At 44.4% G+C, this 15064-nt stretch carries 20 protein-coding genes; 13 read left to right on the plus strand and 7 right to left on the minus strand.

Annotation, left to right across the window (positions count from 1 at the left end; all coding sequences use genetic code 11):
* Positions 1–97 precede the first annotated feature (97 nt).
* The 8 genes from ASG24_RS07210 (at position 98) to ASG24_RS07240 (ending at position 4172) form a co-directional block, all read left to right on the plus strand.
* Positions 98–472: a hypothetical protein gene (locus ASG24_RS07210; protein ID WP_055828426.1), complete on the plus strand. Its 375-nt coding sequence runs from the start codon at positions 98–100 to the stop codon at positions 470–472.
* An 88-nt stretch (positions 473–560) separates the two neighbouring features.
* Entirely contained in the window at positions 561–803 is a 243-nt protein-coding gene (locus ASG24_RS07215; protein ID WP_055869624.1) for a hypothetical protein, read from the plus strand.
* Positions 804–922: 119 nt separating this feature from the next.
* Positions 923–1633 carry an MBL fold metallo-hydrolase gene (locus ASG24_RS07220; RefSeq protein WP_055869627.1) on the plus strand — a complete coding sequence of 237 codons (711 nt, stop codon included), beginning with the start codon at positions 923–925 and terminating at the stop codon, positions 1631–1633.
* Between the two features lie 102 nt (positions 1634–1735).
* Positions 1736–2155 carry a hypothetical protein gene (locus ASG24_RS07225; RefSeq protein WP_055828419.1) on the plus strand — a complete coding sequence of 140 codons (420 nt, stop codon included), beginning with the start codon at positions 1736–1738 and terminating at the stop codon, positions 2153–2155.
* Between the two features lie 200 nt (positions 2156–2355).
* Positions 2356–2511 (plus strand): DUF3309 family protein, encoded by a 156-nt coding sequence (locus tag ASG24_RS14380; protein ID WP_082488022.1) that lies wholly within the window; start codon positions 2356–2358, stop codon positions 2509–2511.
* A gap of 63 nt (positions 2512–2574) precedes the next feature.
* Positions 2575–2892 (plus strand): hypothetical protein, encoded by a 318-nt coding sequence (locus ASG24_RS07230; protein WP_055869630.1) that lies wholly within the window; start codon positions 2575–2577, stop codon positions 2890–2892.
* Between the two features lie 107 nt (positions 2893–2999).
* Positions 3000–3551: a peptidoglycan-associated lipoprotein Pal gene (gene pal / locus ASG24_RS07235; RefSeq protein ID WP_055869632.1), complete on the plus strand. Its 552-nt coding sequence runs from the start codon at positions 3000–3002 to the stop codon at positions 3549–3551.
* 462 nt (positions 3552–4013) lie between these two features.
* On the plus strand, positions 4014–4172 hold the full coding sequence (locus tag ASG24_RS07240; RefSeq protein ID WP_156376460.1) for a hypothetical protein: 159 nt from the start codon (positions 4014–4016) through the stop codon (positions 4170–4172).
* A 54-nt stretch (positions 4173–4226) separates the two neighbouring features.
* On the opposite strand, the gene ASG24_RS07245 is transcribed toward ASG24_RS07240, so the two are convergent.
* Genes ASG24_RS07245 through ASG24_RS07270 form a run of 6 tightly spaced genes read right to left on the minus strand, consistent with a single transcriptional unit; the run spans position 4227 to position 10308 of the window.
* A complete protein-coding gene (locus ASG24_RS07245; protein ID WP_055869635.1) occupies positions 4227–5753 on the minus strand; it encodes a response regulator in 1527 nt (508 codons plus the stop codon).
* A 29-nt stretch (positions 5754–5782) separates the two neighbouring features.
* Positions 5783–7603 carry an ATP-binding protein gene (locus tag ASG24_RS07250; protein ID WP_055828407.1) on the minus strand — a complete coding sequence of 607 codons (1821 nt, stop codon included), beginning with the start codon at positions 7601–7603 and terminating at the stop codon, positions 5783–5785.
* Positions 7604–7616: 13 nt separating this feature from the next.
* Positions 7617–8630, minus strand: coding sequence for an ATP-binding SpoIIE family protein phosphatase (locus tag ASG24_RS07255; RefSeq protein WP_055869638.1), 1014 nt, complete (start codon positions 8628–8630; stop codon positions 7617–7619).
* The gene (locus ASG24_RS07260) at positions 8627–9043 is read right to left on the minus strand and encodes an ATP-binding protein (protein ID WP_055869639.1); all 417 of its coding nucleotides are present in this window, start codon (positions 9041–9043) and stop codon (positions 8627–8629) included. Before ASG24_RS07260 ends, ASG24_RS07255 begins: the two co-directional genes overlap by 4 nt.
* 40 nt (positions 9044–9083) lie before the next feature.
* Positions 9084–9437: an STAS domain-containing protein gene (locus ASG24_RS07265; RefSeq protein ID WP_055828397.1), complete on the minus strand. Its 354-nt coding sequence runs from the start codon at positions 9435–9437 to the stop codon at positions 9084–9086.
* Positions 9438–9447: 10 nt separating this feature from the next.
* Positions 9448–10308 carry an STAS domain-containing protein gene (locus ASG24_RS07270; protein ID WP_055869642.1) on the minus strand — a complete coding sequence of 287 codons (861 nt, stop codon included), beginning with the start codon at positions 10306–10308 and terminating at the stop codon, positions 9448–9450.
* Positions 10309–10963: 655 nt separating this feature from the next.
* Here ASG24_RS07270 and ASG24_RS07275 point away from each other — a divergent pair.
* The 5 genes from ASG24_RS07275 (at position 10964) to ASG24_RS07295 (ending at position 14393) form a co-directional block, all read left to right on the plus strand.
* Complete coding sequence (locus ASG24_RS07275) at positions 10964–11179, plus strand: hypothetical protein (protein WP_162241161.1); 216 nt, start codon at positions 10964–10966, stop codon at positions 11177–11179.
* Between the two features lie 271 nt (positions 11180–11450).
* Positions 11451–11633 (plus strand): hypothetical protein, encoded by a 183-nt coding sequence (locus tag ASG24_RS07280; protein ID WP_055869647.1) that lies wholly within the window; start codon positions 11451–11453, stop codon positions 11631–11633.
* Between the two features lie 371 nt (positions 11634–12004).
* The gene (locus tag ASG24_RS07285) at positions 12005–13156 is read left to right on the plus strand and encodes a toll/interleukin-1 receptor domain-containing protein (RefSeq protein ID WP_055869649.1); all 1152 of its coding nucleotides are present in this window, start codon (positions 12005–12007) and stop codon (positions 13154–13156) included.
* A gap of 1 nt (position 13157) precedes the next feature.
* A complete protein-coding gene (locus ASG24_RS07290) occupies positions 13158–13745 on the plus strand; it encodes a hypothetical protein (protein ID WP_055869652.1) in 588 nt (195 codons plus the stop codon).
* Positions 13746–13907: 162 nt separating this feature from the next.
* Positions 13908–14393: a TIR domain-containing protein gene (locus tag ASG24_RS07295; RefSeq protein WP_055869655.1), complete on the plus strand. Its 486-nt coding sequence runs from the start codon at positions 13908–13910 to the stop codon at positions 14391–14393.
* Positions 14394–14474: 81 nt separating this feature from the next.
* On the opposite strand, the gene ASG24_RS07300 is transcribed toward ASG24_RS07295, so the two are convergent.
* A complete protein-coding gene (locus ASG24_RS07300; protein ID WP_235562344.1) occupies positions 14475–15023 on the minus strand; it encodes a DUF4142 domain-containing protein in 549 nt (182 codons plus the stop codon).
* Positions 15024–15064 lie beyond the last annotated feature (41 nt).

Here is a 15064-nt window from a genome sequence, read left to right on the forward strand (position 1 = left end):
GCTGCATAACAAAACATTATTTAATGGCTTACGCTTATAAATAACTTATTTCATCACCGGCGCTTAGTCTTTAGCGCTAAATTTAAAGGATATAACAATGAAAAAAATAATGATCGCGATTTTATTCTCAACAGTTTCAATGTCCAATTATGCGGCTGAGAGCAAAGATGATGGTGCCAAATTGGGTACCTCTAATAGTCCTCAAGTGGAAAGACAGCAACGCTACACGGACAAGGGCCCTACAGATGTAAACCAGAACGGTGTGCCTAATGATGCCAGCAATCTGGGCAACTCGGATACTCCGCAATTGAAAGAGCAAAACAAACGCACCGACAAAGGCTCTGCTGACCGTCCTTTCAAAAGACAGAAAAACAAAGTATTGAATAATAAAGACGAAAAAGCAGGCACTACTAAAGGTAATCCGGTACAGCCAACGGATTATGAATCAGCACCTCCTGCCACTACGAATTAAGATTGAGGCACTTATGGCTGGCTTTGTAAAAAGAGCCAGTCATGCTCCTCATTTTTTATTTTAAAAGCCGATTCGAGAGGATTACACCATGTCATATCCGCAAGTAATCAATGAGGTTGCAGGTGCCATCAATGCAGTAATCAGTGTCATAGCCAGTTCAGTATTTAAGGTAATGCCTGTGCTTTTGGTGATGCTGATGGTGATGGCTGCAATTGATGTGTTTGTAGGGACATTATTTGAAGGTGAAATGCACACAGAAACGCCTTTTGTGTCTGGTAATCCTCCCGCTGAGATTCATCTAAGCTCAAATGTCGTCACTCAAAAGCAATGAACTAAAATTTGGGTGAGCAAATAGCTAGGAAACTCCTGACTGACATAGAAGTCTATTAAAAATAAGAAGTGTTGATGCTTTCACAGCATATAGGGACATTAAAAAATTAGGGATAAATAATGAAGGACCTTTATCAGTTTTTTGATGATGACTCCAGTACCTATACCTATGTACTGACAGATGCTGAAACTAAACAGGCTGTGATTATTGACCCCGTAGACCAACATTTGCAGCAATATATATCATTGCTGAGTGATGAAAGTTTAAGGCTTAGATATGTGCTGGAAACACATGCGCATGCTGATCACATAACATCAGCGGGTGCGCTCTGCTCATTGACCGGCGCCAGAGCGGCTACTCCTTTGCACTGTAAAATTACCGCTGCAGAAATCCAGCTTGATGATGGCCAGGAGTTGTCATTTGGTAAGCATCAGGTGATCAAAGCGATTCATACCCCAGGCCACACATCCGGTGCCATGTCATATTTCTGGAGTGGCAAATTATTCACTGGCGATAGCCTGTTGATTAATGGCTGTGGACGTACCGATTTCCAGAACGGTGATGCCGGTAAGCTTTACGACAGCATTACGCAGCGCCTTTTTAGCTACCCTGATGAAACCCTGGTTTACCCATGCCACGACTATGAGGGCAAGACACATTCTTCAATAGGCGAAGAGCGGCGTTCAAACGAAAGAATAGCCGGTAAAAGCCGGGAAGAATTTATCCGCATGATGGATAACCTGAATCTGCCACCGCCAAAAATGATCGATAAGGCAGTTCCAGCAAATTTAAAGCTAGGTTTAAACATCAGGCACGTGGCCGGTATTTAATAGGTGTTATGAGTAGCGCTTATTGTTCGGCACGCACGATTAAGTGAACTACAGTTCGGTTGTCCTATTCGTATTTAAGTAATTAAACAGTAAGGTGAAGTTATGGATTTAAACTATGAGGTAAAGAATTCCAATCAGTTTGATCGCGTCAGGAACTCGACAGATGAAGACGTCAATGAGCAAATTGACCGTGTGACCAATACCAATATCCAATACTACGCAACCCGGCCGGCCTGGGAAGTGAAACAACGCATCATTGCGCTGGAAAAAGAATGGGATACTGAACGTGTCCTGGAAGTGAATGCCTCTACGCTGGCACTTACCGGCTTAGTATTGGGATTAACCGTCAACAAGAAATGGTTCGCGCTGCCTGCGGTGGTATTACCGTTTTTATTGCAGCATGGCCTGCAAGGCTGGTGTCCTCCGCTGCCTATCCTGCGTCGTATGGGAATCCGTACACGAGATGAAATTGATAGGGAAAAGTATGCTTTGTTAGAGAGTTTGAAATCACGCAACGATTAAATTGTAATTAAGTAATTTAAAGAAGACCCAAAGTTAGTAGCTTGGGTCTTTTTGTACGATGATTCCTACGTAAAATTCAGCTGAAACTGTATACAGTGTTTTAAGCAAGTTCTGCATGATGGAGCCTCCAGTGAATGAGCTGTTGTGTTTTAGCACAGCATTCATTTTGAGATTTTTGGCTTAGGTTTTAGGAGAGGTTCATGCTGCATACAATTCTAATAGTAGTATTAATACTTGCTCTGATTGGAGCCTTACCCACATGGCCTCACAGCGCCAAATGGGGTTACTACCCAAGCGGTGGACTAGGCTTGGTACTTTTAATCCTGATTATCCTGGCTCTAACTGGTGGCGTTTAATCCTGCCAATAACCGCTTACGCTTCAACATTATTAAAAATTTTTAGTAAGTGAGGTCCTCAAGATGAACAGCATTGATACTTCAAGTAATTCAGATAGCGGCATATCTTTAGCTACCATGACTGCAGGCATTATTGCCGCGGTCATGTTCCTCCTGATTTCTTCATTCGTATCTAATGATGCTAACTGGCCTATGACTAGTGATCGCGTCTGGGCAACCAGGACTTTAACCGGTGACGAAATTGCACGTACCAAAGTCATGATGCCATCAAAAGTGGAAGCGAATATCCCTTCAAATGCAGAGCATCAAGATAAAGAAGGGCATTTCCTGGATGCGCTGTACCGCTCCGAGTTTATGAGCATATTTACTGAGCCTACATAGCGGTATGGCTATAATAAAAATAAAATCTGAATGATTACTCAGGTTTATAATCAATTTTTATTAAGGCTATGAGTGAGAATTTTATAATTTAAATTAAGGGAAAAATCATGAACAACAATCTTTGGAAAATTGCTGCACTTGCATTATTACTGTCAGCTTGTAATAGCACACCGATGAAACCGGCTCAGGTTGATCCTAGCGTGACACGTCCAATCAATACCCAGCAAGAAAATACCAGCGCTGAGGCTCCTGCCGCCCCAAACAAAATTACGATTAAAACGGTAGATGTCGATTCCAGCAAAGATCAAATGAGTGCATCTGAGTTGGCTAAACGCCAAATCTTTTTTGATTATGACAGTGATGCTATACGCGATGAATACAAAGGATTGATAGAAAATCACGCCAAATATTTAGCCGCACATCCGCAAACCAAAGTAGTACTGCAAGGCAATACCGATGAGCGTGGTACACATGAATATAATCTTGCTTTAGGTCAGCGTCGCGCTGCGGCAGTTAAAAATGCGCTAAATATTCAAGGTGTAAACGATCAGCAAATTGAGACTGTAAGCTACGGCGAAGAGCGCTCAAAGCAAAATTGCGGTGATGAGGATTGTTTCCAGCATGACCGTCGCGTGGATGTTGTATATTCAGGTCAGTAAGTACTAGCTTTATTTGGTTTAAAACTTTGAAGCCTCTAATGCTTGGCAGGCATTAGAGGTTTTGCTCATTATGTCATAGTGAGATCAGTCCTTATCAATCCGAATGCGATCACAAGTAACGTCAGAAAACTCCTACTTGCAAATCAGCATTTGCCTATATGTTAATTTCATTGCAAGTGCGATTATTACTACTAACAGAGTGGCTGGCTTAGAGTCATTTTGTTTCCCTGAGACACCCTAATTTATCTCCCCACCTCGGTGGGGATTTTTTTTAAAGCCGGATAATTTTAACTTTAGAGTGAGCATTTTCGATGCATTATCGGGTCACTATTACAACAAACTCAGCTGACACTGCCTGCTAAATTCGGGCAGAACCGGCATGCTAGCTATTTAGCCAAATTCATTAGCATAGACATAAAGGCTTAAATGCAAAAAAGGGATTTCACAAAAGAAATGTTGAACATGATGACTTCCTTGATTATCTCGGCAGGCATTGTGGTGACGTCTTTAATGATGATGTTTATTATATTTATTACTACCATCATGCTGATTGGGATTGTGTTTAACAATCATTCGATTAGCGGTAATAATGTGACCTACACCTCAAAAAGTAAGCACTGATTCAAGCCAGGAATATATCCAGCATTCTATTTCAACCTGATTCACAAATTGTATTTAAAGCCCGAGATTGATGGATTCAATTTTTTCATAATCCAGGGGCTTGGTTAAATGCAAATCGAAACCTGCATCCAGTGCATTTTTCTTGTCCGACGCTGTACCATAGCCAGTAAGGGCAATGAGATAGCATTTACTGAGTTTTTCTATCTGGCGAATGGCTTTTGCAACTTCATAGCCGGTCATATCAGGCAGGCCGATATCCAGAAATATGATGTTTGGTAAAAACTCCTCAGCTACTTTGAGGGCTTCTTTGCCTGAGTTAGCGCTCCTCACGTTATTACCAGCCAGCTCCAATAAATCGGAAAGCGTGCTGGCAGCATCCTCATTGTCATCGACTACCAATACTCTGGTATTTTCTTTTGATAAATCCTGAGGGACCTGTGCTGCAGCAACAGGTTTGATTTCATGCTGTGGTGCGGCTACCAGCTTTAATTCCAAAGTAAATGTACTGCCATTACTGATGCCCGGGCTGGTCACGCTGATTTCGCCGTCATGCAAATGTGTGAGGTTTTTTACCAACGAAAGCCCGATGCCCAAGCCTTCCTGTGCACGCTCTTCGGTATGCGCATGCTGTACAAACAGGTCAAAAATATTATGCAGATGCTCTTCATCCAGACCGATGCCGTTATCAGTCACTTTAATCAGTACGCACTGTTGATCTTTCGTCACATCAACAGTAATCAAGCCTCCGGCAGGTGTGAATTTGGCGGCATTATTAATCAGGTTGCTGATGATCTGGATCAAGCGCACTCTATCACCGGAAACCCAGAGTGGCTCAGGCCAGATTGTGATGGTGATCTGATGGCCGCGATCGGCAATTAAATTGCTGCTGCTTTCTGCCGCTGCCTCGACAAAGTCACGCACATTCAAGGTCTCGATATCTAGCGAAATTTTCCCCTGTGAAATCCGCGAAACATCCAGCAGGTCATCCACCAGTTTTACCATCTGGTCGGTCTGGCGCGAGATAATATCCAATAGCTCAAACTCTTTGGCATTGAGCTTGGTATTCAAGGTTTTCAGCAACTTGATAGAGTTTCGTATAGGGCCTAACGGGTTACGTAATTCATGCGCAAGGGTGGCCAGGAATATATCTTTTCTTCTATCAATTTCGCGCACATCCTGCTCGGCCAAGCTAAGTCTCAGTAACGCTTTAATATTGACGACTAACTCTTCAGGCTCTATGGGTTCAAACAGGTAATTATCAGCGCCGCATTCAATACCATTGATTTTATCTATCAAGGTAATGAACGAAGCAGACGTTTGAAGGATGGCAATGGAAGCGGTGGCCGGGGAAGACTTTAATCTTCTGCATACCTCGAAGCCGTTGATATCCGGTAATCTGGTATCCAGTAAAATAAGATTGGGATGCTCGCTGTTTGCCATTGAGATGGCATCGCCACCATTGGAAGCCTCTATGATGCTGAACCCGGCTTTGGTCAGAATCCTGGATTTTGCGTACCTGGCGGCATCAGTATCATCCACATTCAATATCAAAAAATCATGCAATGGATGATTTCTTATCATTTCAACCGCCTTTGGTTGAGTGTCTTTCATTACGGGTTATCCGATGGAATAGTTGTCGCATCTGACGTCGAATGTTTAGCGCTGGCTAGCGCTTCTAAAGAGTTTTCTCGCCCCACATTTAATAATTCTCTTAAGCTGGAAAGCAAATCGGCTTTAAGCAACGGTTTTTGGAAATAGGCATCTGCCCCCAAGGCAAGGCCTTTTCTTTCATCCTCTACGCTTGAAGCAATAATCACAGGTACATTGCGCTGTTCATCCTGTTTCAAATCCGCTAACCAGCGCCAGGAATCTTCGCCCTTGAGCAAAATATCCAGTAAGACAGCCACAGGTTTAACCTGGCTCCACATGGCATTTGCTTCACGCAGGGAACGAGCAGGAATTACCCTGAATTCACTATCATCCAGATAGCGTCTATATAGCAACTGTTCAAACTCCTCATCTTCGATAATCATCACAGGTAAGCGATTATCCTGGACGGTGATGGCCGGAATCGGATCTTCAATAGCACTGACCAGTTTGATTTTGGCGGGCAGCGATACCGCAAAAGTCGAACCCTGGCCGACTGTACTTTCAACTGAAACTTTCCCCTGCAGTAATGAGGCCAGATTTTTGCATAATGGCAAGCCTAAACCAGTCCCTTTGACGGCTTTTTGTAAGTGATTTTCTACCTGGGAAAACTCCTCAAAAATCAAATCAAGATGCTCTTTCGGAATGCCAAGGCCGGTATCTTTAACCGCGAAAGTCACACAATCGCGTTCGTCAACTGATACGCTGACTTCAATGCTGCCGACTTCGGTAAATTTCAGCGCATTTGAGATGAAGTTACGAAGAATCTGCGAAATTTTTGCTTCATCCTGAAACAGTTCTATATCTGCTTCAGGGAAGGTAAAGTTAAGTGCTAATTTATTGGATACCAGCAGCGGTTTCAGCATACCCCTTAAGGCGCTGAACATTTCACTGACATAAAAACTGGTCGGTTTTACTTCAGTTTTACCCGCCTCTATTTTTGCAATATCCAGCAGATCATTCACAAGGTCGCTTAAAGAAACTGCACCTTTCATAATGTATTGCACTTGCACCTCCTGCTCGGTGGTGAGGTCGCCATCCATTTTGTCTAGCAACAGTTTCGCCAATGCCCTGATTGAGTTGAGCGGCGTCCTGAACTCGTGACTCATATTGGAAAGAAAACGCGACTTCAATTCATCCGCCCGGCGTAAATGACTGGCTTTTTCGTCCAGCTCGGCATATAAGGCCAGTACACCGCGATTGGTATCTTCCAGTTCCTCGGTCAGGGAAATTAGCTCTTTTTGTCTGGCATTCAATTCATCCAGGATGCGTAGCAATTCACGGTTCTGGTGCTGGACTTCAGATAGAGAAATATTAGGGGCCAGTTCTGATAGTTGCGAGATAGAACTACCGACTTTGGCCGGCGTGAGCAAGGGTGCGCTTTTAGGTAAAAACTTGCGCAGGATAATCGACGTGCCACTACTATCCGTATTGATTTCAAACCGATCCATCAACCTTTTTGCCCCAATCACGCCCAGACCCATGCCGGTAGGTGATTGATAACTGCCAGACAACACTTCCTTGATATGCGGAATGCCCGGGCCTTTGTCTTCGATATGAATCGTCAATAATTGCGGAACCGTCGTTCCCTCAATTGAATATTCAATACGGCCTTTACCGGCGTAGTTGTACACATTTCTGGCAAGCTCTGAAACCGCCGTGGAAATGCGTGCCTGATCTTGCAAGGCAAAGCCACAGATGGCAGCGATATCCCTCGCACGCTGTCTGGCAGCGACGACATCCAGTTCGGTTTCGATACTTAGCGCGAGAAATCTAATCGACATTTGTGCCTAATGATTAATTTAAGATACGCTTGAAAACAACGATAGTAGCGTCATCCCTGCCACGTGTGAAATCGCGATGAATCACTGCCGCAATCACTGACGAATGGCATTTTTCAAGAGCTGGATAATTTTCCAGCGCCCATTTAGTACTGATGCCGTCGGAGTGCATGATGATCAGGGCATCTTCTTTCCAAGCATGCGTAAATTCCTGTGTTTTAAGCATATTGGTACCGACAATGCCATTGTGGCTAATCAGGTGCTGGCGTCCTTCAGCTGAAAATATGCAACCGGCGATATTACCGACGCCGCAATACCTGATCTCTTGTGCATTGACATCAATTCTGGCGATGGCGACTGCTGCGCCCCGACTGCCGCGCATCAGCGCATGACTGTTTTGCATGGCCCGTAACGGGAAAAAATCCGGATCAGTTTCCATCGCTTTCACGGCCAATAAAGAGGCATCTGCCGCGCCTTGCCCATGGCCGAGTCCATCAGCAACCAATACACTCAGTACAGTTCCCGAGCCAACCGCCGTCCAGGAATCACCACACACCTCTTCTGATGGAATCGGCACACATATAGTGCCAATTTCCCATGAGTCTTCGGAGACCATTACCGGGTCCGCCCACAGAATCATCCGCAGCACCGTACCTTTGCCATGCTCGGAGTAAATGTCCACATGGTGGGCCAGTCGTTTGATTGCGCCCAAGCCTGTGCCATAAGTGCCGGTGGAAGAATTACCGTCTTCAAAATTGAGCTCAATATTACCCATACCAGGGCCTGAATCGACGGCAAGCACTTCTACACCATGTTTTTCACCTGCTGAGATCGCCCGGATGTAAATTGTTCCCGAGCTGGCATGTTTATCAATATTGGTCCCCGCCTCGGTAATGATAATGGCCAACTCCCCGGCGCGCACTTCATCAAACCCTAACTTTCGGCTCAGCTCTACGCCAGCCCTGCGTGCAGATGAAACTTCGCCTATTTCACCTATATTATGGCTACTTTGTGTTCCTAAACGCATCATGCGAATTTCCACTTTCTGATGGTGACAGTCGTGCCTTCACCAAGCCGTGTTTCAAGATGAAACTCATCAGAAAGTTTTTTGGCACCGCTCAGGCCCAACCCTAAACCACCACCGCTGGTATAACCGTCAGTGAGTGCCAGAGCCGTATCTTCTATCCCGGGACCATCATCGGTAAATACTAATTCGACACCAATTTTGGGCGATTCATTCAATTTGCCTAAATGGCATTCGCCGCCTTTGCCATATTTCAAAGTGTTTCTGGCGAGCTCACTCGCCGCTGTAATCATTTTGGTCTGGTCAACAATCCCAAACCCCAAAGCAGCCAGTTCCTCGCGAACCAGTTTTCTTAAGCGAACCACATCCTCGTCACTATACAAGGGCATGACTACCGCACCTGACTCTGCTGTTTTCATTTAAGCACCATGTGTGGTTTTTTATACTCTGAAAAGCCGCTCATTCGCGTTGAGCTAACATGGCGATGCCACGTTCAACATTCAGCGCTGTACTCACACCTTCAAGTGCCAGGCCCAGTTCAACCAGCGTAATCGCCACAGCCGGCTGCATGCCAACCACTACAGTCTTGGCATCAAGTATCTTTGCCATGGCAGCGGTATTGCTGATCATGCGGCCAATAAATGAATCCACAATATCCAGCGCAGAGATATCAATCAGGACTCCTTTAGCGCGGTCTTTCACAATGCGGTCTGTCAAATCCTCCTGTAAAGTCATCGCCAGGCGGTCATGCATATCGACCTGGATAGTCACCAGCAATAATGAGCCCATCCTGAGGATTGGAATGCGTTCCATAATGCCCCCCTTACGCCGCTGAGTTAGTGATAGAAGCACCGGTTTTTTTCAATGCAATCACGAAAGCATCTGCCAGTGTTGCTTTGGTAATCACGTCTTCCAGGTTTACACCCAGATGGACAATGGTTTGCGCAATTTGTGGCCTGATGCCGCTGATAATGCAATCCGCACCCATTAAGCGCGCCGCAGCGATTGTTTTCAGCAAATGCTGGGCGACCAGGGTATCGACTGTCGGTACGCCAGTAATATCAATAATCGCAATCAGCGCGCCTGTTTCTACAATCTTTTGCAGCAGGTTTTCCATCACCACTTGCGTTCTGGCGCTGTCCAGCGTTCCGATCAGTGGCAACGCGAGAACGTTTTGCCATAATTGCACCACCGGGGTGGATAATTCGAGCAGTTCCTGTTGTTGACGTGAAATCACCAGCTCCCTGGCCTTTTGGAAAACATCAATGGTGTACAGTCCCAGATTGTCGAACAAGGCGGTAGTGGTTGCCAGCTCTTCTACCAGTTGTTGTGGTTGATCTGTCAGCGCGGCCCGCAAAAGTTTAAAAATCGGTTCTTTTAAAGAAAAAATGATGCTAGCAGTTTCAGCAGGGGTATATCCTTGTTTTACCCTGGCATGGGAAAACTCGGTCAGCAATTGTTTTGTTTCAGCCCAGATGGAATCATTCAGGTTGTGGATCGTTGTTTTCGGGATATTCAGTTCCAACAGCTTGAGCAACTGTGCTGTCTGTTGCCTAATCTCTGACTCTGATACCTTGTCAAAACGCATGAGTTTATTTCTCATCGCCGTGATTAATTCGTCGACCAAAGCTGCTTCATTCCCTTTGATAAGCCCTGCAAGTTGCAATGTTGAATCCTGACTCATTGTTATCTCCGCTGTTCGGTTATAGGTAATTTTGATTACCAGCTGTTCTAAAGAACGAAATCAATTGTTCTTTAATATCTAAAATCGTTGCCAAAACAACCAGTCTATATGGTTTTGAGGGTTTAGGGGAGCGCTTTAAAAGCAAGATTTATTGTGGCTTTTAATTTGGCAGAAGATAAATATAAAAATGCCTTAATTCTGTAAAGTTATTCCTACAAATCCCTATAAAAACGCTCTATTGGTGGTTTTTTCCATTGGTGATTCTTACACGAAGCTTAGTGTTTAATCGATTGTGTTTTGTAAATCGCCGCGCATCTTTCCTAATTCAATATCAAAAATCAAAATTCATGTTCAGGCGTATTCATCTCCGGATTGTGGCTTGCTGGGGACTAGTAGAATTGATGGCAATATCGTGGCTTTATTTATTGTATTGCCGATCTAACCATTTTCTAAGGCAGCTGCGTTGGGTGGGAATTATTCCCGAATATGATTGAAAGTCTAAAGAAATACTGATTATTAATCCCGAGGCGAGTATGCTAAAACTTGTCATTAAAGACATGATTATTTGCTAAATGGTAGCCTTTTCGCACCCGCTATTTCCGAATCTTGAATCAAGGGATGTAACACTCTCCGATCAGTTTACGGAAGGATACATATGATGAGCTTTGAAAATAAGACTACGGATGAATTACTGCGGATTGCTAAAGCCGGCTTGGGGTTCACGCTTATTGCTACTGGCAAAACCGCTGAAGATATTGACCAGCTAGCTAATGCGGGTGCAGAAAGCGGTGCTAAAATCACTTTTGTTTACAAGCCGATATCAAAGCAAACTCGCGACCAACAACCTAATTTAATTGTAAGGTCTGTTTAATAGCCGCTGATCAATCAGACGCTTCTGACAATACCTAAAGACTCAAGCTACGCTACCTTGAGTCTTTATTGTTTTGACTAGAATGTTGCGTCATTATTGCTGGCAAATGCGCTTACCTGAATGAAATTCTGACGCTGCAATCAGTCATCTGCGGATGAAAAAACAGATACATCCCCCCTATGATAACTACACATTGCTTCGCCTCATTCTAGTCTTCCAGATACCTGAGGCAGTGGGTTAATCATCTGGATGATAAATAGGAGAAAGTATCATGGCAGCAAATCAAGGTAACAAACAAGGTTCATCAAATACGCGTGGCAGTTCTAGTGACAAGGAATCCAAAGCGGCTAGTCCGAGTGAAAAAAATCAAAAGAGTGATCAAGACTCCTCAACTGGTCGTAGTTCTTCTGGAAGCAATGACAAGTCTGGCAAGCAGGGTGCAAAGAAAAGCTAATTCATGATGATGTCCGACGAGGTGTTTGTCGGGTCATTTTAGGATGTGTGCGAACACATCCTTTTTTTCGTGGTTAATAAACAATATGACTATATTTTGCCAGGATGCGCTCATGTCGGCGTGGTGCGATAATTCTTACATTGATATCAGCCCTTCATGACTAGAGGATTTTTATCCGTTATTCAATGATTACACAATTACTTGGATGATAATTACTTTCAAAAACAACACAGCTCCATTAATACTTATGGTTTTGACGCACTTAACGTATTTGGCTAAGGATTAACCTATATACTGTAAGTGAGTATTTGCATAATTAAGATCAAAAGCAATAAAAATGATCTTTCGAAAGAATATATGGCTGCTTTAACATGACTTTTTTATATCAACTTGCCGTGCTGGGTGCGCCAACAGAAGCGCAAATTCGCGATCTCAGCCAATGCATAGCCACTGCTTTGGAAAAGTTTAACTTACGACTTGGACATGAAGTGGCCTGGGATGTATTACCTGCCAGTTTCAAGCCACATCAGCTTCAACCCTCAGCCGCGGTATTCTTTGGCGGAGACACCCTAGATATTGCAAACCTCGAAGAACTTTTAGAGCGTGGCGTACCAGTATTGCCAGTAGTATCCGATTTGAATAAACAGCAGGCTGAATTACCTGAAATATTGCAGCCGCTGAACTGCCTGAATTACGCAGAAGGCGGCGCTCAGCACATCGCGAACGCTTTGCTCGAGTGTGTAGGGTTACTGCCATACCAACGTCGCGTATTTATCAGTCACCATCATAGTGAGGCTTCAGCCGCTGCTTTACAGCTTTATGAAGCATTGTCAGCGCGCCAATTTGACGTGTTTCTTGACACGCATGGCAATGAAATGGATGAAGATGTAAAGGCCCTGTCATGGCACAAGCTATATGACACGGATGTATTGTTAATGCTGGACACCCCCAGCTATTTTGATGATCGCTGGACTAACGCGGAATTTGGCCGGGTCTTGGCTAAAGGCATTAGCATTTTGCGGGTGAGCTGGCCTGAAGTTACTCCCTCCCGACGCTCTGCAACTGCCTGGCTGACCGATCTTAAAACTCAAGATATTCATGTGGACACAGGGCTACTTGAAGAAGGTGCATTGGAAGGTGTCTGCTTGAAACTGGAAGAAATCCGGAGCCAGAATCACGCCATACGTTCGGTCAATATCATCAGCAACCTCCGTATCGCTATTCAGGCGATCGGTGGAAAAATGCTGGGTGTCAGCACTAACAGGGCGATGCATATGCAGTTACCTGCGGGACAGTTTCTGACAGTGTATCCAACGTTTGGTGTACCAACTCCTGTCCTTTTGGATGAAGCGCTTAACCATACATCGTCACCCGAACAATCCGTAGCCGTAATATATGATCCAATAGGTATGTGTCAAAAAGGCCTGCATTACCTTGACTGGCTAAACACACATGCTCAACCTGACAGTTGGATTAAAGTCACCGAAGCCAGTCAGCAATTTGAGCATTGGGGAAATCATTAATATGGGAGCAATATTTCTTTCAGCCAGTGTGCCGGTTATAAACCGTGGTACCTATCACGAGACGGCTAACCCGTTCCTTATCCAGTGTGCGGTGCGTGAGATGGTGGTTGCTGTGATCAGGCAGCACAAAATTATTTGGGGGGGGCACCCGGCGATTACACCCATGTTATGGAGCATCTGCGAGGACTTGGGCGTAGATTACGCCGATGCAGTCATCCTCTATCAGAGCAAGTTTTTTGAAGATGAGTTTGCTGAAGAAAACAAAAAGTTTGGCAATGTCATTTATACCAACGCTGTCTCCAATAACAGGGAAGCTAGCATCCTGCATATGCGCAAGGAAATGCTTTCACGCACGGATCTCATTGGCGCCGTCTTTATAGGCGGCATGGAAGGGGTGGAAACCGAACATGCGATATTCAAATACTATCATCCGCACGCCAGCATTTTACCAGTACCTTCGCCCGGTGGTGCCGCTTTAAATTTAGTGTTAGATCATGGCTATGGGACCCAAACTGATCTTGCAGATATTGATTTTGCGCGACTTTTTCATGCCCATTTTGCTTATGCCACTACCAACCTGATGCAATAGCATTCCAAATAAAATATCAGACACTAGCTTATTGACCATCAGATAATTAACCAGCAACTGCTTAGTTTTGATGATCACCAGGAAAATCAAAAAAATCTGATTTGTCCTACAAGCTTCCTGGCATTTAAAGTACCATAATGGTTTGGATTTCACAGGGCTTGTATGGCGCGCAAGGTTTTCTACAGTTTTGATTATGAGCATGATAGCTGGCGTGCTTCTATGGTGCGGAATATCGGCGTAGTGGCAGGTAATCAGGCTGCAATTGATAACTCCTGGGAGTCAGTGTTGAAAACCAAGGATTCAGCTATTAGACGCTGGATTAACGAGCAACTACATGGGCGTAGTTGCACTGTTGTACTCATAGGCGCGCAAACTGCAAATAGCAAATGGGTACATTATGAAATAGAACAATCTCTGGCTAAAGGCAAGGGTTTATTGGGTATCAGGATACACAGATTGCTGGATCAAAATCAGCAGGAAAGTGCTCCCGGGCCTAATCCTTTTGAGGGGTTGAGTATGCCGGACGGCCGACAGGCGATGGACACTATTCACACTTATGATCCGCCAGGCGAAACCAGTAAAGAAGTGTATGCACATATCAGTGAAAACATTGAAAGCTGGATCGAAACTGCGGTTGCCCAGCGTTAAATCCACCGACGTGTATTAGAACAGCAAAAAGCCTAACCGGAATACCAGGTTAGGCTTTTTTGTTATAGGGCAAGCAACTAATTAGTCATCTTTGTTCACTTTAGCATCGATCCGTTTTGCCTCTTCCAGATGTTTTTTCAACACTGGTAACGTATCCGCTGCGAATTTTTTAATTTCCGGATCCGTTGCATCTTCAGCCGCATCTTCAAATAACTTTATCGTTTGCTCGTGAGCAGCAACCCCTACACCCGCTGCATAACTTTTATCAAATTTTGTACCCTCTTTTGTTTCCAGATATTTAAGCTTGGCTTGTTGTATCAGGCTAGGTTCCTTGGACAACTCCACATTGCGTTTTGCCGCTAAATCTTTAACTTTAGCAGCAGCCTGTGTATGGTCTTCAGTCATCATTTTTGCAAATTTCAAGATGTCTGCATCCTTCGATTTTTTCAGTGCCAGCTGACTGCCTTCGACCTCGTAATTACCAGATTCTGCAGCGTTCTTTAAAAAGCGTTTGTCGGAAGAAGTCACATCTCTGGCATTGACATTCAAGCTCATACAAAGCAGGCCCAACACGGCTGAACCCAGCACTAAACGTTTAATTGAATACATGGCGATTTCCTTTTTTATCATTGAATAGAAACTAGTTTAGGGCGTAATGCGTGGGGATACTG

This window comes from Methylophilus sp. Leaf414, from assembly GCF_001425425.1.
Lineage (GTDB): Bacteria > Pseudomonadota > Gammaproteobacteria > Burkholderiales > Methylophilaceae > Methylophilus.